Origin of the sequence: Nonomuraea endophytica (assembly GCF_014203235.1) — a bacterium.
Classification (GTDB): Bacteria; Actinomycetota; Actinomycetes; order Streptosporangiales; family Streptosporangiaceae; genus Nonomuraea; species Nonomuraea endophytica.
Genome location: NZ_JACHIN010000008.1, coordinates 315,170 through 333,962, shown reverse-complemented (window position 1 = coordinate 333,962; position 18,793 = coordinate 315,170). Strand labels below are relative to the sequence as shown.

Annotated in this window: 17 protein-coding genes; 11 read left to right on the top strand and 6 right to left on the bottom strand. The window is 71.3% G+C overall.

The features are described from left to right. Positions 1-720: 720 nt before the first annotated feature. The 4 genes from HNR40_RS29320 to HNR40_RS29305 all read right to left on the bottom strand — a co-directional run bounded on the left by HNR40_RS29320 (position 721) and on the right by HNR40_RS29305 (position 4,549). Positions 721-1,500, bottom strand: a complete 780-nt coding sequence (locus HNR40_RS29320) for an AfsR/SARP family transcriptional regulator (protein WP_184966941.1) — start codon at positions 1,498-1,500, stop codon at positions 721-723. Positions 1,501-1,677: 177 nt separating this feature from the next. Beyond that, entirely contained in the window at positions 1,678-2,880 is a 1,203-nt protein-coding gene (locus HNR40_RS29315) for a ketosynthase chain-length factor (RefSeq protein WP_184966939.1), read from the bottom strand. Next, positions 2,877-4,139, bottom strand: coding sequence for a beta-ketoacyl-[acyl-carrier-protein] synthase family protein (locus HNR40_RS29310; RefSeq protein ID WP_184966937.1), 1,263 nt, complete (start codon positions 4,137-4,139; stop codon positions 2,877-2,879). The genes HNR40_RS29315 and HNR40_RS29310 overlap by 4 nt, the downstream gene beginning before the upstream one ends. Beyond that, entirely contained in the window at positions 4,136-4,549 is a 414-nt protein-coding gene (locus tag HNR40_RS29305) for a cupin domain-containing protein (protein WP_184966935.1), read from the bottom strand. Before HNR40_RS29305 ends, HNR40_RS29310 begins: the two co-directional genes overlap by 4 nt. Before the next feature lie 81 nt (positions 4,550-4,630). On the opposite strand from HNR40_RS29305, the gene HNR40_RS29300 reads away from it, so the two are divergent. Both HNR40_RS29300 and HNR40_RS29295 read left to right on the top strand, forming a co-directional pair. After that, positions 4,631-5,770 carry a sensor histidine kinase gene (locus HNR40_RS29300; RefSeq protein WP_184966933.1) on the top strand — a complete coding sequence of 380 codons (1,140 nt, stop codon included), beginning with the start codon at positions 4,631-4,633 and terminating at the stop codon, positions 5,768-5,770. After that, positions 5,767-6,432, top strand: a complete 666-nt coding sequence (locus HNR40_RS29295; RefSeq protein ID WP_184966931.1) for a response regulator — start codon at positions 5,767-5,769, stop codon at positions 6,430-6,432. Before HNR40_RS29300 ends, HNR40_RS29295 begins: the two co-directional genes overlap by 4 nt. Positions 6,433-6,441: 9 nt before the next feature. Here HNR40_RS29295 and HNR40_RS29290 read toward each other — a convergent pair whose 3' ends face one another. Beyond that, positions 6,442-7,623: a cytochrome P450 gene (locus HNR40_RS29290; protein ID WP_184966929.1), complete on the bottom strand. Its 1,182-nt coding sequence runs from the start codon at positions 7,621-7,623 to the stop codon at positions 6,442-6,444. Positions 7,624-7,770: 147 nt separating this feature from the next. Between HNR40_RS29290 and HNR40_RS29285 the strand changes: the two genes are divergently transcribed. From HNR40_RS29285 to HNR40_RS29255, 7 genes are all read left to right on the top strand, one after another. Beyond that, positions 7,771-9,267 (top strand): peptide MFS transporter, encoded by a 1,497-nt coding sequence (locus HNR40_RS29285; protein ID WP_184966927.1) that lies wholly within the window; start codon positions 7,771-7,773, stop codon positions 9,265-9,267. Continuing rightward, positions 9,264-10,280: a methyltransferase gene (locus HNR40_RS29280; RefSeq protein WP_184966925.1), complete on the top strand. Its 1,017-nt coding sequence runs from the start codon at positions 9,264-9,266 to the stop codon at positions 10,278-10,280. Before HNR40_RS29285 ends, HNR40_RS29280 begins: the two co-directional genes overlap by 4 nt. After that, positions 10,277-11,761, top strand: a complete 1,485-nt coding sequence (locus tag HNR40_RS29275; RefSeq protein WP_184966923.1) for an FAD-dependent monooxygenase — start codon at positions 10,277-10,279, stop codon at positions 11,759-11,761. Before HNR40_RS29280 ends, HNR40_RS29275 begins: the two co-directional genes overlap by 4 nt. 106 nt (positions 11,762-11,867) lie before the next feature. Further along, the gene (locus tag HNR40_RS29270) at positions 11,868-13,403 is read left to right on the top strand and encodes an MFS transporter (RefSeq protein WP_184966921.1); all 1,536 of its coding nucleotides are present in this window, start codon (positions 11,868-11,870) and stop codon (positions 13,401-13,403) included. After that, entirely contained in the window at positions 13,348-13,605 is a 258-nt protein-coding gene (locus tag HNR40_RS29265; protein WP_184966917.1) for an acyl carrier protein, read from the top strand. Before HNR40_RS29270 ends, HNR40_RS29265 begins: the two co-directional genes overlap by 56 nt. Before the next feature lie 92 nt (positions 13,606-13,697). Further along, positions 13,698-14,957, top strand: a complete 1,260-nt coding sequence (locus tag HNR40_RS29260) for a cytochrome ubiquinol oxidase subunit I (RefSeq protein ID WP_184966915.1) — start codon at positions 13,698-13,700, stop codon at positions 14,955-14,957. Between the two features lie 11 nt (positions 14,958-14,968). After that, positions 14,969-15,922: a cytochrome d ubiquinol oxidase subunit II gene (locus tag HNR40_RS29255; protein ID WP_184966913.1), complete on the top strand. Its 954-nt coding sequence runs from the start codon at positions 14,969-14,971 to the stop codon at positions 15,920-15,922. Positions 15,923-15,996: 74 nt separating this feature from the next. Here the strand turns inward: HNR40_RS29255 and mppR are convergent, their stop codons facing one another. Further along, on the bottom strand, positions 15,997-16,773 hold the full coding sequence (gene mppR, locus HNR40_RS29250; RefSeq protein ID WP_184966911.1) for an enduracididine biosynthesis enzyme MppR: 777 nt from the start codon (positions 16,771-16,773) through the stop codon (positions 15,997-15,999). A gap of 92 nt (positions 16,774-16,865) precedes the next feature. On the opposite strand from mppR, the gene HNR40_RS29245 reads away from it, so the two are divergent. After that, entirely contained in the window at positions 16,866-18,134 is a 1,269-nt protein-coding gene (locus HNR40_RS29245; RefSeq protein ID WP_184966909.1) for a sensor histidine kinase, read from the top strand. Further along, the gene (locus HNR40_RS29240) at positions 18,122-18,775 is read left to right on the top strand and encodes a response regulator (protein WP_312896552.1); all 654 of its coding nucleotides are present in this window, start codon (positions 18,122-18,124) and stop codon (positions 18,773-18,775) included. The genes HNR40_RS29245 and HNR40_RS29240 overlap by 13 nt, the downstream gene beginning before the upstream one ends. Positions 18,776-18,793 lie beyond the last annotated feature (18 nt).

Sequence of the window (18,793 nt, the reverse complement as noted above, 5' to 3'; positions counted from 1 at the left end):
TGCGTCTCGCGCCGGGCACCCCATGGGCGGGTCTGGGAGTCGCTCATGGGGTGTCTCCGCTCGGGGTCGCACCCGTCCCGCGGGGGAACTGTCTTGCGTTACGCCGAGAGGTCTCACGCGTATAGGTCGCAGGAGCACCGCATGCATAGCGCGTCGCGTGGGATGCGCGGCCAACGTCACGCGGGATCACTCGCGGGGGAAGTGGGCTGCGCGAGGGCGGGATCGTGCCCGGAGGTGCCAGTGAGCGGGAAGTGCTGGCAAGGCCATGGCGCGGAGCGCGAGCTGCGGGTTGCCGGGGGCGGCCGCGGCGGGGGAGCGCGTGCGGCGGTGTCGCGGGGCGTGCGTGGCCGGGCGACTGGCCGGGCTGGTCTGTGCGGGTGAGCTCGCGTGGTGCGCGGTGCTTGCGTGGCGTGCGGTGCTCGCGGAAGGGCCGGCGAGGGGCTGGTGCGAGGGGCGCTCGCGTCAAGGGGGTGCTTGCGTCAAGGGGGTGCTTGTGGGTTGTTGGCAACAACGGTGCGCTGGGCGCTGGTCGCGGTGGGGGGTGCGGGGGCGCTGCGCGGGTCTTGCCGTGGGTCTTGTGCGGGTGGTTCTGTGTTTGCGGGGGTCGTTTGGAGCTTTGACTCCCGGGTGTTCGGTTGGGGTGCGCGAGGGGGCGCTCGCGCGGGGTGTTGCGGGATTGCACGGAATCCTGACGTCCCGCCGGTACGGCCGGCGTTTCGGCTAGGCTTTCAGCCTGGGTACCCGGACCGGTTGGTTGGACAGGACCTCGTGCTGCAGGCGCTGGAGCTGGGTTGATGGTTCCAGGCCCAGTTCCGTGTGCAATGTAGACCGAATCTCTTGGTATGCCAGCAGGGCGTCACTTCGCCGTCCGGCGTGATTCAACGCGGAAATCAGCTGCTCGTGCAACCATTCATTGAATGGGTACTCAGCTATCAGCTCGCGCAGCTCCCCGATGAGTTCCACGTGGCGGCCCAATTGGCTGTCCGCTTGGATGCGTAGTTCGATCGCGCGTAGCCGTTGTTCCATTAGGCTTTGCGTGTGCGTCGCCAGAATGGTGCCTTGCGGGACATTCGCCAGCGGTAAGTCGGTCCACAAATTCAGCGCTTGGTGCAATATCGGCGCCGCCTCTGCCGCGCGGCCCTGCTCCAGGTGCGTGCGGCCTCGTGTGACGAGTGCCTCGAACTTGTCTGCGTCCAGCGCCCCCGCGGGGAGCCGGAGCATGTAGCCGGGCCACTTGGTGACGAGCAGTTCCTCGTCGGTGCCCGACCGGTCGCGGTCGATGAGCTTCCTTACCTGGTAGATGTACGTCTGTGTGGTCGTGACCGCGGTCCTTGCGGGGTTGTCGCCCCACAGTTCCTCGACCAGGGTCTCGATGGGGACGACGCGGTTGGCGCGCAGTAGCAGGAGCGCCAGGACGCGCAGGACTTTGGGCGGTGTGGGTGTGCATACACGGCCGTTTTCAAGGACTTCCAGTGCCCCCAGAACTTTGAACTCCAGCATTTTACCTACCCCGTTGAATGCGGATCGAAGCGCATGGAGACGGGCGGAGGCAAGCCGCCGCCCATCTTCGATTTGGCATGGGAGTTGACTCAGAATAAGCAGACCCGGCAAGGAATGGCAACGGTCGAAAGTCTGGTTGCGCTGTCAATTCCGTGTTGGTATTGTCTGCTCCCCGATTCACTTGGTGAGCACGAGGGCGGCGTTGAAGCCGCCGAATCCGCGGGCCACCACCAAGGCTGTGCGCAGGGTGCGCTCGCGGGGCCGTCCGAGGACGAGGTCGAGACCGAGAGATCGCACGGGGTCTGTCGTTCCCACTGTCGGCGGGATCACACCATCACGCATGCTGAGCAGGGCTGTTGCCACGTCTAATGCCGCGCCCCCGGCGTAAAGACGGCCGGTCATGGTTTTGGGCGCAGTAACCGGCACTTTGTGGGGGCCGAAAATAGCGTTCAGCGCATCCGCTTCGGCCCGGTCCGCGGCGGGCAGGCCCATGGCGTCGGCGAACACGACGTCGATCTCGTCCGGACGCAGTCCCGCGTCCTCCAGGGCGCGGGTGATGGCGCGGGCGAGCGTGGGTGGGCGTTCCCGCTCCGGGGGAGGGTCAAATGTCGCGGCATATCCCGCTATATAGCCATAAATCGGTTCGCGTTCACCGTCGATGCGCTCTACGGTGAACATCGCGCCGCCCTCACCGGGCACATAGCCACATGCCTTCTCGTCAAACGGCACATACGCCCGAGAAGCATCAGATTGGGTGCTCAACCCGCCGTTGGACAGCTGGGCCACCAATCCGTACGGGCACAGGGAGGCGTCAGTCCCTCCGACCAACGCCAGCCGGGCCCCCGAGCGCAGCATCCGCCGCGCCTGCCCGACCGCGTCCAGTCCGCCCGCCTGCTCGGTGGCGATCGCCGCGCAGGGGCCACGCATCCCGTTGCGGATCGAGATCTGTCCCGTGGACGCCGCGTAGAACCACGCGATCGACTGATAGGCGCCCACGTGGTCGGGCCCCTTGCCCCAGAGCCCGGTCATCTCCTTCTGCCCGAACTCCGTCCCGCCGGACGAACTCGCGGTCACGACGGTCATCTCGTACTCGGGCAGGTCGGCCAGCCGTACCCCCGCGTCGGCGAGGGCGCGGTCGGCGGCCACGAGGCCCATGTGGGTCCAGTGGTCGGTCTGGGTGGTGATCCGGCTGGGCAGCAGTTCGCGCGCGGTGAACCCGCGCACCTCGCCGGCCAGCCGCGCCGGGTAGGAGGCGGGGTCGAACCTGGTGATCGGGCCGATGCCGCTGCGGCCGGCGAGCGTGGCCGCCCAGTAATCTTCGGTGGTGGTGCCGTTCGGGGCGACCACGCCGATGCCCGTGACGCCGAGGCGTTCCCTCACGAATCTCCCTTCTCGTGCTTGGCCAGCACCATGGCGGTCTGGAACCCCCCGAACCCGCTGCCGACGCTCAGCACCACGTCGGTCCTGTGGTCGCGGGCCGTCAGCGGTACGTAGTCCAGGTCGCATTCCGGGTCGGGGTGGTGCAAGTTCGCCGTGGGCGGGACGATCTGGTGCTCGATCGCGAGGGCGGAGGCGGCGACCTCGATCGCGCCGATCGCCCCGAGCGAGTGTCCGACCATCGACTTGATCGAGCTGACCGGCACTTCATAGGCGTGTTGCCCGAGACTGCGCTTGAAGGCGGCGGTCTCGTGGCGGTCGTTCTGCTTGGTCCCCGAGCCGTGGGCGTTGATGTAGTCCACGGCGGTGGGGTCGAGCCGGGCCTCGCCGAGGGCGACGGTGATGGCCTCGGCCATCTCCCTGCCGTCGGGCTTGAGCCCGGTCATGTGGAAGGCGTTGCTGCGCGCGGCGTATCCGGCCACTTCGGCGTAGATGTGCGCGCCGCGCGCCCGTGCGGCTTCGAGCTCTTCCAGCACGAGTACGGCCGCGCCCTCCCCGAGCACGAACCCGCTGCGCGTCCGGTCGAAGGGCCGGGAGGCGGCGGCGGGGTCGCTGGTGTCGGCGGTGGTGGCCTTGATCGCGTCGAAGCACGCGACGGTGATCGGTGAGACGGGCGCGTCGGTGGCTCCGGCGATCGCCACGTCCACGGTGCCTTCGGCGACGAGCTGCGCGCCGTACCCGACGGCGTCGAGCCCTGAGGTGCACCCGTTGGAGACGAGCTGCACGGGACCTTCGGCCCCGGCCTCCCAGGCGACCTCGACGGCCAGCGTGCTCGGCACCATGTGCCCGTACAGGTGGGGGACGCCGTACTCGTGGTCGAGCAGCCAGCGCTTGCCGGCGTCGCTGAGCACGACGTACTCCTCTTCGAGGCTGACCGTGCACCCGACCGCGCTGCCGAGGCTGACCCCGATCCGGCCGGGGTCCACCTCCGGCAGGCCGCTGTCGGCCAGCGCCTCGCGGGCGCTGACGACGGCGAACTGGGCGGCGCGGTCCATCCTGCGTACCTGGCGGGCGGTGAGCCCCGCGGCGGCGGGGTCGAAGTCGACCTCGGCGGCCAGCGCCGAGCGGAAGGCGCTCGCGTCGAAGGCCTTGATGAGGCGGGTGGCCGAACGTCCGGCGGTGAGCATCTCCCAGGTGGCCTTGGTGCCCACACCTCCCGGTGTGACCATGCCGATCCCGGTGATCACGACCCGGCGTCTCACAGCCGCGCCCCGCCTACCTGGGGGGAGGACTCGTGAGCGTGGGGCGGCTCCTCGGTGTCGACATGGCCGAGTTCCGGACGGGGGGCGAGCGGGCTGAGGTGGAAGACGGCCTCGCCTTCTTCGGCGCCGGTGTTGACGAGCCGGTGCTTGGCGCCGATGGGCACCATCAGGCTGTCGCCGGGGCCGAGCTCGACCGACTCGTCCTCCACGCGCATGGTGAGCGTGCCTCGGACGACGTAAAGGAACTCCTCGGAGTGGGGATGGTAGTGCTCGGCCACGAACTCGCCGGGCGCGAGCCTGAGCACCCCCATGAAGCCCGAGGTGCTCCGCACGGTCTTCGGGCTGAGCAGGACCCGGATGTCGCCGCCTCTGCGCCTGTTGGGGACGACATCACTAGCGGTGATCTTCATGCCCGCAACACTGCCAAAGCCCGTTGGTGCGGACTTCCAGGCCCAGTCGAGTGGCGTTGGTTAGCGCCTACAGTGTTGCGTATGATCCGCCGAATCCCGATGGACGTCGCGCAGGTGGTGGCGGTCATCGCGGTCACGATCGTGGGGACCGTCTTCATCGCCCGGGAGTCGCCGCCCGGCCCGCTGCCGCTGTGGCTGGGCTTCGTGCTGCTGACGGCGATGTCGCTGCCGCTGCTGCTCCTGCAGCGGGCGCCGGCCATGGCCGTGGCGGCGGTCGTCGCCGGTGCACTGGTATACCAGGGTCTCGACTTCCCCGGCGGAGCTTCGACGATCCCGCCGTCGATCGCGTTGTTCACGGTGATGAGCGCCGGTTACCGCAGGCTCGGGGGAGCGGGCGCGCTGGTCTGGCTGGCGGGCACGCTGATGCTGGGCTGGTTCGGCACCCGCCCGCCGGGTGTGCAGGGCACGGTGTGGTTCGTGACCTGGCTGGCCGCGATCCTCATCCTGGGCGAGATGTCGCGCAACCGCCGCGAGCAGTTGATCGCCGAGCGCGAGCGGGTCGCCCAGGCCGAGCACGCCCGCGAGGAGGAGGCCAGGCGACGGGTGACCGAGGAGCGCCTGCGCATCGCCCGCGAACTGCACGACCTGCTGGCCCACAGCATCTCGGTGATCAATCTGCAGGCGGGCGTCTCCGAGCACCTCATCGACCGCGATCCCGAGCAGGCCCGCCGGGCGCTCGGCGACATCCGCCGGGTGAGCAAGGAGGTCCTGGTGGAGCTGCGGGGCGCGCTCGGGGTGCTGCGCGACGTGGACGAGGGTGAAGAGCCGCTCGCGCCCGCACCGGGGATGGACCGCCTTCCCGAGCTGGTACGGCGGGCCAGATCCGGCGGCGTCGAAGTGGATCTGACGTTGCCCGCCGACTGCCCAGCACTCCCGAAATCCGTAGATCTAGCGGTTTACCGGATTGTTCAGGAAGCTCTGACCAATATCATCAAACATGCCGGGGCGGCCCGCGCCGAGGTGTCGGTGCGCTGTTCGGGCGGCGAGCTGCTGGTGGAGGTGCGCGACGACGGCGTGGGCGGCACGCCCGGGGAGGGGAACGGACTGGTGGGCATGCGCGAGCGCGCGGTATCGCTGAACGGCGCCTTCGACGCGGGCCCCGCGCCGGGCGGCGGTTTCCTGGTGGCCGCCCGGCTGCCGGTGAGGGGGCTGGCGGCGTGATCCGGGTGGTGCTGGCCGACGACCAGCCGCTGATCAGGGCGGGCCTGCGGGCGCTGCTGCACTTCGAACCGGACATCGAGGTCGTCGGCGAGGCCAGCGACGGCCGCCGCGCGCTGGAGCTGGCCGCGACGTTGAGGCCCGACGTGGTCCTCATGGACGTGCGCATGCCGGAGATGGACGGCATCGAGGCCACCCGCCGCATCGCCGAGAACCCGCGCCTGGACGGGGTGCGCGTGGTCATCCTGACCACCTTCGAGCTGGACGAGTACGTCTTCAAGAGCCTGCGCGCCGGGGCCAGCGGCTTCCTGGTCAAGGACACCGAGCCGGCCATGCTGCTGCAGGCGATACGGGTGGTGGCCGGGGGCGAGGCGCTGCTCACCCCCGGCGTGACCAGGCGCCTGATCGACGAGTACGCCGCCAAGTCGACCGAGGACCGCCCGACGCCCGAGCTGGACGTGCTGACCGACCGCGAGCGCGAGGTGGTCGCGCTGGTCGCCGCGGGCCTGTCCAACAAGGAGATCGCCGAGCGCATGGTGGTCAGCCCGGCGACCGCCAAGACCCACGTCAGCCGGGCCATGATCAAGCTGAGCGCGCGCGACCGGGCCCAGCTCGTGGTGATCGCCTTCGAGTCCGGCCTGGTCACGCCCCGCAGAAGGCTCTGAAGAACACCCTCACCAGGTCACGGGCAGTTCGGGCAGCCCGCGGATGAGGTGTCCGCCCTGCGGGCGCAGCTCCTCCACCGGTACGGCCAGCCGTACCTCAGGCAGGCCGCGCAACATCCCGGCCAGCGCGATCTCCAGCTCCAGCCGGGCCAGCCGGGCCCCTAGGCAGTAGTGCATGCCGTGGCCGAAGGTGAGGTGCGGGTTGTCCTCGCGGCCGACGTCGAACAGGTCCGGGTCGTGGAAGACGCTCGGGTCCCGGTTGGCGGAGGAGATCGCGGGCAGCACGGCCTCGCCGGCGGCGATGGTCACGTTGCCCAGCTTCACGTCCTCGGTGGCGATCCGCAGGAGGCCGCCGCCGGTGGTGAGGGCGTTGTAGCGCAGCAGTTCGTCCACGGCGGTCGGCAGGAGGCCGGGGTCGGCGCGCAGCCGTTCCAGCTCGGCGGGATGGCGGAACAGGCACAGGAACGACAGCGCGATCTCGCTGGCGGTGCTGAGGAAGCCGCCGGTCAGCACGGTGGCGCCGAGCATGACCAGTTCGTCCTCGCTGAGCCGGTCGCCGGAGTCGCGCATGGCGATCAGCTCGCTGACCAGGTCGTCGCGCGGGTCGGCGCGCCGGTCGGCGATCAGCCCGGCCAGGTAGCGCTTGAGCTCGGCCCGGGTGGCCGCGACCTGCTCCGGCGGGTACTGGGTGAGGCTGAGCAGCACGTCCACGAAGCCCGCGATGGTGTCGCGGTCGGCGGCAGGCACGCCGAGCAACTCGCAGATGACGGTGATCGGCAGCCGCCTGGCGAACAGCGAGACCAGGTCGGCGGGCGGCCCGGTCTCCTTCAGCGCGGCGACGAGCAGGTCCACCTCGCGCTCGATGACCGGGCGCAGCGCGGCGGTCCTGCGGTTGTTGAAGGCCGGTGAGACCAGCCGGCGCAGCCGCGTGTGCTCCGGCGGGTCCATGCTGAACATCGAGTTCGGGTCCGGCGGAATCGGCTGGAGGCGGGGCGCGCCCGGCCGGGTGGTGTGGGCCCGGCTGAAGCGCTGGTCGCCCATCACGGTCTTGTTGTCCTCGTAGGTGGTGACCAGCCAGGCGGTGTCGCCGGTCGGGAAGGTCACCTTGCTCACCGGCTCCTCCCGCCTGAGCTGCTCGAACTCGGGCGCCGGCTCGCCGGGGCAGCGGGGGACGAAGGGGAATCTGCGCATCCCCCAGCCATACCGGGCGGCCGTCGTGCGGACGTTGAGCCGTGCTGGAGACGACTCGGGCACCAAGGAGACACAAACCCGGCACAAGATCCGGGTGCCAGCATCGCTGCCGACGGACCGGCCCCCGAGCGACGGGAGTGGATGCCCATGGCGCCATCGCTGCTTCCCTGGCGACAGCCGCGCTGGTTCAGCACGCTGTTCATGACCGACCTGTGGGAGCGATTCAGCTTCTTCGGGATGATGGCCATCCTCTTCCTCTACGCGACCAGTCCCGACGGGCTCGGCATGCCTCCCGGCGGTGCGGGCGCCCTGGTCGGGCTCTACATCTCGGCCACGTTCGTCGCCTCGGTGCCGGGCGGCTGGCTGGGCGACCGGGTCTTCGGGCAGCAGCGCGCGGTCCTTTACGGCGCGATCCTCATCGCCTGCGGGCACCTCACGCTGGTGATCCCGGCCGAGGCGACGTTCTACCTCGGCATCACGTTCATCGCGGCCGGCACCGGCCTGCTCAAACCCAACCTTTCCGCGCTGCTCGGCTCCTTCTATCCGCCCGGCCAGGCGGCCGAGCGGGAGGCGGCGTTCTCCGTCTTCTTCGTCAGCATCCAGGTCGGCGCGCTGCTCGCGCCGCTGATCACCGGCTTCGTGGGCGAGACCGTCGACTGGCATCTCGGCTTCGGCACCGCCGCGATCGGGATGGGCATCGGCATCGCCGTCTTCGCCCGGGGCCGCAGGCACTTCGGCGAGCTGGGGCGCGAGCCCGGCCAGCCCGCCGACCCGGCCACCCTGCGCCGCCTGCGGTTGTGGAGCGCCGTGGTGGTGGCCGTCGTGGCGGCGGGGCTGGTCGCCGCCGCCGTCCAAGGGGTGCTCCGGGTGGAGCTGCTCGTGGCGGTGGTGGGTCTGCTGGTGCTCGTCGCGCCGCTGCCGTACTCACGGATGATCCTGAAACGGGCCTCAGCCGGCGAACGGGTACGGCTGCGCGCCTACGCCTGGGTCTTCCTCACCACGACCGTGCTGTTCCTGCTGGTCAGCCAGAGCAACTCGGTGCTCAACCACTTCGCGGCGGTCTCGACCGACCGGCAGGTGGGCGGGTTCCTGGTGCCGGCGAGCTGGTTCCAGTCGCTGCACCCGCTGTTCGTGCTGCTGGCCGCGCCGGTGCTGGCGCGGGTGTGGGGCGGGCCGGCGGGGCGGCTGGCCGTACCGGTGAAGCTGGCGGCGGGGCTGGTGATCGCGGCCGGCAGCTTCCTGCTCATGGTCTTCGCCGCGCAGAGCCCGGCGGCCTCGCCGTTGTGGCTGGTCGTGGTCTACCTGACGCTGTCGATCGCCGAACTGATCATCGGCACGGTCGGGCTCGGGGTGACCGCCATGGTCGCGCCGGCCGGGGCCACCAGCCAGCTCATGGGGCTGTGGTGGCTGGCCGGGGCGGTCGGCGCCGTCGTCGGCGGCCAGCTGGCGCGGCTGGCCATGCCCGGCGGCGCCGGACCGCAGGCCGCGCAGGGCCCCGGGCCCGGCTACTTCCTCGCGCTCACGATCCTGCCCCTTCTCGTCGCGGCCGCGCTCGCGCTGGCCCGCACCCGCATCACCGCCCGGTTGCGACCGGGCCCCGCAAACCAGTCCTTCCAGCTCACCACCGATGGAGGTCCCGTATGACCAGCGAGATGACCGCGCCAGCCGTCAGCGCAGAGCCGCTGTGGCGTCTCGGCACGGCCTACTTCAGCCGCAAGACGGTGCTGACGGCGGCCGAGCTCGGCGTCTTCACCACCCTGTCCGGCGCGCCAGCCTCCTCCGACGAACTGGCCAAACGCCTGGAACTGCATCCACGCGGCGCCCGCGACTTCTTCGACACGCTCGTCGCGCTCGGCGTGCTCAGCCGCGAGGGCGAGGTCTACCACAACACCCCGCTGGCCGAGCACTACCTCAACTCCGACCGCGCCTCCTACGTGGGCGCCTTCCTGAACGCCGCGGACGCCCGCTGGAACCAGCTCATCGACGCCCTGCGCACCGGCGAGCCGCAGAACCGGTGGGGCTCCGGCGCGCAGATGTTCACCGAGCAGTACCGCACCACGGCGGCCTGGCGGAACTTCACCGCCGGCATGGACTACCTCAACGGCATGATCGGCCCGGTGCTGGCCGAGGCGTTCGACTGGTCCACGGTCACCTCGGTGGTCGACGTGGGCGGGGCGCGCGGCAACCTGGCCGCGGCGATCCTGCGCGGTCACCCGCACGTCGAGGCGGGCGTCATGGACCTGCCCGGCGTCGAGCCGGTCTTCCACGAGCACATGACCCAGCTCGGGCTCTCCGGGAAGATCACCTTCCACCCGGGCAACTTCTTCGAGGACCCGATGCCGGGCGCGCAGGCGCTGGTCATGAGCCACGTGCTGCACGACTGGGGGGTGAGCGAGCGCGAGCAGCTCGTGGCCGCCGCCTTCTCCGCGCTGCCGTCCGGCGGCGTGCTGCTGATCTGCGACCCGATGATCGACGACGACCGCCAGGGCCCGGCGGGAGCGCTGCTGACCAGCCTCAACATGCTGATGGTCACGCCGCACGGCTCCGAGTACACGCGTGCCGACTGCCGCTCCTGGCTGGAGAAAGCCGGGTTCACCGGGCTGACCGAGGCCGAGCTCGGCACGCACAACACGCTCATCACCGCCCGCAAGCCATGAACGAGACCGAGGTCCTGATCGTCGGCGGCGGCGTGGTCGGCCTGTCGGCCGCCGCCTTCCTGGCCTGGCACGGCGTCTCCTGCCGGGTGGTGGAGCGCCGCGCCGACCTGTCCATCCATCCGAGGGCGCGCGGATTCAACCCGCGCGCGGTCGAACTGCTGCGCCAGGTCGGGCTGGAGCCGGCCGTACTGGAAGCCAGCAAGGGTTTCGCCGGGCACACGATGCGGGCCCGGGTGGAGAGCCTGACCGGCAAGGAGATGTTCCGCGCCGACTTGCCCACCGCCACCGACCTCGACCGGCTCAGCCCGTCGCCGTGGGCGCTGTGCAGCCAGGACCGGCTGGAGCCGCTGCTGCGCGAGCACGCGGTGGAGCTGGGCGCGCGGGTCGACTTCGGCGTCGAGCTGTCGGCCTTCGAGCAGGACGGCGACGGCGTCACCGCGACCGTGCGCAGCCGTGCCGACGGCTCGGCTGAACGGATCAGGGCCAGGTACCTGATCGGCGCCGACGGGGTGCGCAGCCGCGTCAGGCAGCGCCTCGGCATCGAGCTCAAGGGCACGCCGGCGCTGCTGCGCCAGCTCAGCATCGTGTTCAAGGCCGACCTGCGCGAGTACCTGGGCGAGCGCCGCTTCGCCATCTGCCAGGTGGTCAACGACACCGTCGAAGGGCTGCTCGTCCACGACGACACGCTCACGCAGGGAACGTTCTACATCCAGTACGACCCGGCCAAGGGCCAGAGCTCGGCCGACTACCCGTGGCCGCGCTGCGTCCAGCTGGTCAGGGCGGCGATCGGGGCGCCGGGCCTGCCGGTGCGCATCCTCGACACCCAGTCGTGGGAGCTGTCGGCGCTGTCGGCCACCCGGTACGGCGAAGGCCGCGTGTTCCTCGCCGGAGACGCGGTCCACGTGATGCCACCAGTGGGCGGCTTCGGCGCGAGCACCGGCATCCAGGACGCCCACAACCTGGCCTGGAAGCTCGCCCACGTGCTGCGCGGCAAGGCCGGACCCGAGCTGCTCGACACCTACGAGGCCGAGCGCGCCCCGGTGGGGGAGTTCACCGTCGAGCAGTGCCTGCGCAGGGTCACCTCGGGAACCGGCTTCGGCCGCCCGCCCGCCGACGCGGGGCTGCTCGACGACCTGACGCTCACGCTGGGCTTCCGCTACGGCGAGGGCGAGTACGCCGAGCCCACGGGCGAGCCGGGCACCAGGGCGCCGCATGTCCCGCTGGGTGACGGCCGCTCGACGCTCGACCTGTTCGGGCGGGAGCCGTGCCTGCTGACCGCCTCATCCGGTGAACGGTGGCGCGCGGCCGTACCGGATCTGGAGGTGCACGTCGTGCGGGCGCCTGAGTGGGCCGCGCGCTACGGCGTGGAGCGGGACGGGGCGGTGCTGGTGCGGCCGGACGGGATCGTGGCCTGGCGCGGCAGCTCGCCGGAAGAACTGCCGGACGCGCTGGCGCGCGTCCTGTGCCGGGCGACGCGGTGAGGGGAGTGGTCATGCACCTGCTGGAGCAGATCGCCAAGGCCGGAGTGTTCTGGATCTGGTTCCCCGCGCCCGAGGAGGAACGCGCGGAGGAGGAGGAACGGCCGTGGTGAGCGCCGGGACCCGCCGCCAGGGCGTGGCGCTGCCGCTGGTCGCCGTGGCGCTGGCGCAGTTCCTGGCGATGGTGGACCTCAACATCACCGCGACCGCGATGCCCGCGATCGTGGGCGAGTTCGGGCGGCTGGACCTGTTCGCCTGGGTCACCACCGGCGCGGTGCTCGCCTCCACCGTCACCACCCCGCTGTACGGCAAGCTCAGCGACGTCCTCGGCCGCAAGCAGGTGTTCATGCTGGCGCTGGGCCTGCTGACCGTCGGGTCGGTGTTGTGCGCGCTGGCCCAGTCGATGCCGCAGCTGGTGCTGTTCCGCATCGTCCAGGGCGTCGGCGCGGGCGGCCTCATGGTCTCGGCCATGGCCATTTACGCCGAGCTGCTCAGCCCCGAGCAGCGGATGCGCTACCAGATCTGGTTCGCCACCACGCTCAACGCCTCGGCGGCGATCAGCCCGTTCCTGGGCGGCCTCATCACCGACTGGATCAACTGGCGCTGGACGTTCTGGCTGACCGTGCCCGTGGCGCTGATCTCGGTCGCGCTCATCGCCAGGACCCGGCTGCTGCCCAGGCCCGAGACGCGGGTGCGCATCGACTACCTGGGCGCGGCGCTGCTCGGCGGCGTCTGCACCTGCCTGGTGCTGGTCAGCAGCTGGGCCGGCGGCGCGTACGCGTGGGGCTCGCCGGTCGTCGTCGGTCTCGGCGCGGCCGCGATCGTGCTGGTGATCGCCTGGCTGCGGGTGGAACGGCGGGCCGAGCAGCCCATCATCCCGCTCCGGCTGTTCCGCGACCCGGTGCTCGTGGTCGCGAACGTCCAGGGCCTCGTCACCGGTCTCACGATGTTCGCGGCGGTAACCTTCCTGCCGCTGCTCATGGTGGCCCGCGGCGAGTCGGCGACCGGCGCCGGGCTGGCGCTCATGCCGCTCACCGCCGGGTCGCTGATCGTCTCGCTGGGCCTCAGCTCGTTCATGGCCCGCGCCGGACGGCCCCAGCTGTTCGCCGTGCTCGGCGGCGTGCTGCTGACCGGCGGGCTGGTCGCGCTGGCGGTGGCGGAGGGCGCGGCGATGCTGGCCGGCGCGCTGGTGTTCGGCGTCGGGCTGGCGTTGATCTTCCAGGTCTACTCCGTGGCCGTGATGAACCACGCGCCCCGCCGGGACCTCGGCTCGGCGATCGGGCTGCAGTCGCTCAGCCGCCAGCTCGGCGGCACGCTCGGCCTGGCCGCGCTCAGCGGCGCCTTCCAGGCGAGGCTCGGGGCCGAACTGGCCGCCCGCGTGCCGGAGGACCAGCTCACCCGGGCCGTGACAGCCGCCGGCGACCCGGAGACGGTCAGCGCGCTGCCCGAGGCGCTGCGCACGGCCGTCACCGGCGGCTACGGCTCGGCGCTCACGCTGGTCCTGCTCGCCGCCGCCGTCTGCGCGGGCGCCGGGCTGCTGGCCACCCTGCTGCTCAAACTGCCCACCCCACCCAAGAAAGGGAGCGACCATGACCGTGTTCACCCTGGACGACCTGCGGCGCATCATGAGGGAGGCCGCGGGTGAGGGAGACGCCGTCGACCTGGACGGCGACATCCTCGACACGCCCTTCGGCGACCTCGACTACGACTCGCTGGCCGTACTGGAGATGACCGTGCGCGTCGAGCGCGAGTTCGGCGTCAAGCTCGGCGACGACGAGGTCGGCGGCGTGAAGCTGCCCAGCGAGTTCATCGACCTGGTCAACAGCCGCCTACAGCCGGGGGAGTAGACGGCCCCGCCCACTGCGTCCGCCGGGGTAGGCGCAGAAGCCTCCCTGCGGCGGACGCCCCCTTCCGACCAGGACTGACAGGCTGGTGAACCATGGACAACCTGCTGTTGTCGAGGCTGCAGTTCGCGACAACGACCTCGATCCACTTCCTCTTCGTCACGCTGACGCTGGGGCTGGTGCTGTTCGTGGCGGGCATGCAGACCGCTTACACGATCACCGGGAACCCGGTCTATCGCCGCATGACGAAGTTCTGGGGCAAGATCTACGTCGTCAACTACGCGGTCGGCATCGTCACGGGCCTGGTGATGGAGTTCCAGTTCGGGCTGAACTGGAGCGGCCTTTCGAAGGTGACCGGCAACGTCTTCGGCGTGCCGCTGGCCCTGGAGACGCTCATCGCTTTCGTCGCCGAGGCCACCTTCCTCGGCATGTGGATCTTCGGCTGGGACCGGATCCGCAAGGGCGTCCATCTGGCGTTGATCTGGCTGGTGGCGCTCACCGCCTACGCCTCCGCCTTCTGGATCATGGTCGCGAACGCGTTCCTGCAGCATCCGGTGGGCTACGAGATGCGCGGCGACCAGGCCTACCTCACCGACTTCGGCGCGCTTCTGGCCAACAGCAACCTCATCGACACGCTGCTGCACGTGATCTCCGCTGCCGTGCTGGCCGGCGGGCTGTTCGTGGCCGGGATCAGCGCCTATCACTTCATCAAGCGCACCCAGGAGGTGGAGGTCTTCCGCCGGTCGATGCGCTGGGGGCTGATCGCCGCCCCGATCGGCGCGTTCTCGATCATCCACTGGGGCTTCCTGCAGGAGGTCGTGATCGAGCAGACCCAACCGGCCAAGCTCGCCCAGATGTACGGCGAGCCGGAACGGATGGTGGCGGCGCAACAGGCCATGGAGCAGCAGTTCGGGCCCGGTGACTGGGCGCCGCCTGGGTGGATCGGCGTGCCGTACCAGATCATGATGAACAGCGCCTTCGTCATGGCGCTCATCCTGCTCGTCTGCCTCATCCTGCTGTTCCGCAACTGGGTGGTACGGCTGCGCGTCCCCCTCTACGTGCTCCTGATCATGGTCCCGCTGCCGTTCGTCGCGGTGATCTCCGGCTGGCTGGTGCGCGAGGTGGGCCGTCAGCCGTGGACCGTCTACGGCCTGCTGACCACGGACAAGGCCGTCTCCGATCTCCCGGCCGCCGTCGTGTTGATCTCCTTCGTCGGGTTCACGTTGGTGCTCGGCACGCTGGCGGTCGTGGATTACGTGCTGATCGCGCGCTTCGTCCGCAAAGGCCCGGACGACGAGCTGTTCGGCTCCACCCTCGACCAGGTGGCCAAGCCCGCCTCTGCCCACAGCTTCTGAAGGAGCAGACCATGGACCTTCTCTGGCCGATCCTGCTGGGCCTGCTGTTCGCCGGATACTTCGTCGTGGACGGGTTCGACATCGGCGCCGGGCTGCTGCTGCGCCGCCTCGGCGGCGGCGAGTACGAGCGGCGGGCCGTCCTCACCTCCATCGGCCCCTTCTTCCTGGGCAACGAGGTGTGGCTGGTGGCCGTCGGCGGCGTGCTCGCCGGCGCCTTCCCGCTGATGAAGGATCACCTGCTCGGCGGCCTCTACCTGCTCATCGTGGCCGGGCTGCTCATCTGGGTGGTGCGCGACGCGGCGATCTGGTTCCGCAGCCGCCGCCCGTCGCCGCGCTGGCGCGCCGGATGGGACGCGATGCTGGGCGGGTCCAGCGGCGTGTTCGCCGTCTTCTGGGGACTGCTCGTCGGCGCTCTGCTGACCGGCCCGCCGCCGCTGACCGACCGCTGGCTCGTGGCCGGGATCAACGCCGCGGTGTGGGCCGTGGTGATGGTGCTGCTGTTCACCACGCACGGCGCCGTCTTCCTGGCCGCCCGCCTGCCCGCCGACCTCGCCGCCCGCGCCACCGCCACGGCCACCCGCCTGTCGCGCCCCGCCGCCGGGCTGCTCGCGCTCGCCGCCCTCGCCCAGCTCGTCGTGCCCGGCCCCGGCGGGATCGCCACGACCGTGCCGGTCGTCCTGCTCGGGCTGCTCGCCGCCGCCGCGCTCTGGTCCGCCCCCGCCGCCCTCGCCAAGTCCCGGTACGGCAGTGCCGTCGCGCTGACCTCGTTCGCGGCGGCCGTACCGGCGGTGCTGGCGAGCCTGCGCCTGGCCGGCGGCCTGACGGACGTCACCGCGGACCCGGCGACGTTGAGCGTGCTGAGCGGCTTCCTCGTCGTCCTGGTGCCGGTGCTGGCGGCGATGCAGGCGTGGATGTGGTGGACGTTCCGCCGCCGGGTGCACGCGGGCACGGTGGTGTTCTTCTGACCTTGTGCGGGAAAAGGCCCCGGGACGGTGATCCTTCCCGGGGCCCGCGCGTGCTCTCAGCCCAGCGTGTGCGCTCAGCCCAGCCGGCGGCCGCTGACCAGCGTCTCGGCGTAGCTGAAGGCGTATCCGGCGCCGACCTCGACCGGCGCCAGCGAGGCCAGGTCCTCGTCAGCGCCGGGCAGCAGCCGGAACGCGCCCGAGCCACGCCACACCGGCCCGAACTCCACGTCCCGCACCTCCGAGGCGACGAGCTGGTGCAGCGGCTTCTCACCCGGCACCCAGGCCGGGAAGTGCCGGTTGTGCACCAGCGGCACCGCGTGCAGGTGCGGCGGCTCGGCGGGCTCGGCGAGCGTCACCGCCACCTCGGCGACCCGGTGGTCGCGCACCGCGAGACTGGCGCTGAACCGTCCGCCGGCGGCCATGCGCGGCCCCGCCCGGCCCACCTGGACGGGCCTGGTCAGGTGCACCGACCCGAACTGCTTCGGCATGCCCTGGACCCAGCCGCGCATCAACGGCACCGCCTGGTCCACCCACGCGTACGGGCAGCGGGCCATCGGTTCGCCGCCGAACGAGCAGCCCAGCAGGATCAGGAACTCCGAGAACCGGCTGCCCGCCGGGTCCTCGAGCTCCGCGCCCGACTCCGAGCACCACTGCCACTCGGCGAACACCGCGGCCGCGGCCCCAGGATCGGGCCCGAGCTCCAGCTCAGGTGGCAGGAAGCGGGCGGCGGCGGCCGGGTCGACGCGGTAGTCGACCATGACCACCTCGCCGGAGAAGTACCAGGGCGGCGAGGTGAGGGAGGAGGAACTTCCGGACGGGGACAGCGGCAGGGAGTACCCGGTCAGCGTCATGTCCCGCAGCCTAGGAAGCGCCCGGGGGATCGGCAATGAGCCTCCATCCCGCCTGGCGCGCGCCTCTAACCAGGCTCAATTCCCTCATTAGGATGAGGATCGTGGGGATCGAGGGCGGGCCGTGGGAAGGGCTGGTCAGAGCGCCGGCGCGGGTGCCGCTCAGCTCCCGGCCCTGGCGCTCGGTCGCTTATCTGCTCGGCGGCTTCCTCGTCGCGCTCGTCTGGCTGGCCGGGACCGTCGTGCTGCTCGTCGTCGGTGTGGTGACCGTTCCCATCGTCGTCGGCGTGCCGCTGCTGCGCCTGCTGCCGCGCTGGGCCGAGACGCTCGGCCGGGTCGAGCGGGCCCGGCTGCGCCTGGTCGACGGCCGCCCGGCTCCTGATCCACATCACGGCAGGCCGTTGTTGCGTGAGGCGGCCACCTGGCGCGAGGCCGGGCACGGGCTGCTGCTCTGCCTGCTCGGCCCGCTCAACGCCGTCGCCCTGCTGGTGCTCGCGTTGCTGGTCGGCGGCCCGCTGCTGGCACCGTTCTGGCGCCTGCTGCCGTTCGCGCCGTCGGCCAACCCGTCCTGGCAGAAGGTCACCTCCGACCCGGCGCTCGCGTGGGGCGCCTCGCTGGCCGGGCTGGTGCTGCTCGTGCTGGCCGCCTACCTGGTGACCGCCGTCGCGGCGGCCGAGGCCGGGCTGGCCCGTACGCTGCTCACGCAGCCGCCGGAGGAGGAGCTGGAGCTGCGGCTCATCGAGGTGGACCGGTCACGGGCCCGGCTCGCCGACGCCTTCGACAGCGAGCGCCGCCGCCTCGAACGCGACCTGCACGACGGCACCCAGCAGCGGCTCACCGGGCTGATGATGACGCTGGGGCTGGTCAAGATGGAGCTGGCCGGGGCCGATCCCGAGGCCAGGAAGCTGGTCGAGCGGGCCCACCGGGAGGCCGGGGAGACGCTGGCCGAGCTCCAGGACCTCGTACGCGGCATCCATCCGCCCATCCTGACCGACCGCGGGCTCGAAGGGGCGCTGGCCGAGGCGGCGGAGCGGTGTCCGGTGCCGGTGACCGTACGAGTGGAGACCTCGCACGGACGTCCGCCCGAGTCGGTGGAGTCGGCTCTGTACTTCGCGGGCTGTGAGGCGCTCACCAACCTCGCCAAGCACAGCGGCGCGAGCGGCGCGGAGTTGCTGCTGCGCGACGCGCCCGGCCGTATCGTGCTGCAGGTCAGCGATGACGGCGCGGGCGGAGCCGACACCGCCGCGGGCACCGGGCTGGTCGGCCTGGCCGACCGGGTGGCGGCGGTGGGCGGCACGGTCAGCCTGTCCAGTCCGGAAGGCGGGGGAACGACCCTGCGGGTGGAGGTTACGTGGACGTCGTGATCGCGGACGACGCGGTGCTGCTGCGCGAGGGGCTGCGCCACATCCTGGAGCGTTTCGGCCACCGGGTCGTGGCCTCCGTCGGCGACGCGCCGTCGTTACTGGCCGCCGTCGACCGGCATCTGCCGGACGTCGCGGTGGTGGACGTGCGGATGCCGCCCGGGTTCCGCGATGAGGGGCTGCGCGCGGCCCTGCGCATCCGCACCGAGCACCCGAAGGTGGCGGTGCTGGTGTTGTCGCAATATGTCGAGCGTTCGTACGCGCTGGAACTGCTGGAGTCGGGCTCCGGGCGGGGCGTCGGCTACCTGCTGAAGAACCGGGTCGGCGAGATCGAGGACTTCCTGGACGCCGTCACCCGGGTGGCCGCCGGAGGCACCGCCATCGACCCCACGGTGGTGGTGCGCCTGCTGGAGAACCGCCAGGACCCCGGCCTGGAGCGGCTCACGCCGCGCGAGCGCGAGGTGCTCGCGCTGATGGCCGAGGGCAGGTCCAACAGCGCGATCGCGCGCGAGCTCGTGGTCACCGAGGCGGCGGTGCTCAAGCACGTGGGCAACATCTTCGCCAAGCTGCTGCTGGAGCCGAGCGACGAGGAGCACCGCCGGGTCGCGGCGGTGCTCCGGTACCTGCGCGAGGGCGCCCGCTAGGCGGCCCGCCGTCAGCCG

Bases quoted from the DNA above. Each gene is read 5' to 3' on its own strand.
- HNR40_RS29300 (WP_184966933.1), top strand. From the start codon at position 4,631: ATGATCCGCCGAATCCCGATGGACGTCGCGCAGGTGGTGGCGGTCATC.
- HNR40_RS29255 (WP_184966913.1), top strand. From the start codon at position 14,969: ATGGACCTTCTCTGGCCGATCCTGCTGGGCCTGCTGTTCGCCGGATAC.
- HNR40_RS29285 (WP_184966927.1), top strand. From the start codon at position 7,771: ATGGCGCCATCGCTGCTTCCCTGGCGACAGCCGCGCTGGTTCAGCACG.
- HNR40_RS29305 (WP_184966935.1), bottom strand. From the start codon at position 4,549: ATGAAGATCACCGCTAGTGATGTCGTCCCCAACAGGCGCAGAGGCGGC.
- HNR40_RS29320 (WP_184966941.1), bottom strand. From the start codon at position 1,500: ATGCTGGAGTTCAAAGTTCTGGGGGCACTGGAAGTCCTTGAAAACGGC.
- HNR40_RS29265 (WP_184966917.1), top strand. From the start codon at position 13,348: ATGACCGTGTTCACCCTGGACGACCTGCGGCGCATCATGAGGGAGGCC.
- HNR40_RS29245 (WP_184966909.1), top strand. From the start codon at position 16,866: ATGAGGATCGTGGGGATCGAGGGCGGGCCGTGGGAAGGGCTGGTCAGA.
- HNR40_RS29260 (WP_184966915.1), top strand. From the start codon at position 13,698: ATGGACAACCTGCTGTTGTCGAGGCTGCAGTTCGCGACAACGACCTCG.
- HNR40_RS29290 (WP_184966929.1), bottom strand. From the start codon at position 7,623: ATGCGCAGATTCCCCTTCGTCCCCCGCTGCCCCGGCGAGCCGGCGCCC.
- HNR40_RS29280 (WP_184966925.1), top strand. From the start codon at position 9,264: ATGACCAGCGAGATGACCGCGCCAGCCGTCAGCGCAGAGCCGCTGTGG.
- HNR40_RS29275 (WP_184966923.1), top strand. From the start codon at position 10,277: ATGAACGAGACCGAGGTCCTGATCGTCGGCGGCGGCGTGGTCGGCCTG.
- mppR (WP_184966911.1), bottom strand. From the start codon at position 16,773: ATGACGCTGACCGGGTACTCCCTGCCGCTGTCCCCGTCCGGAAGTTCC.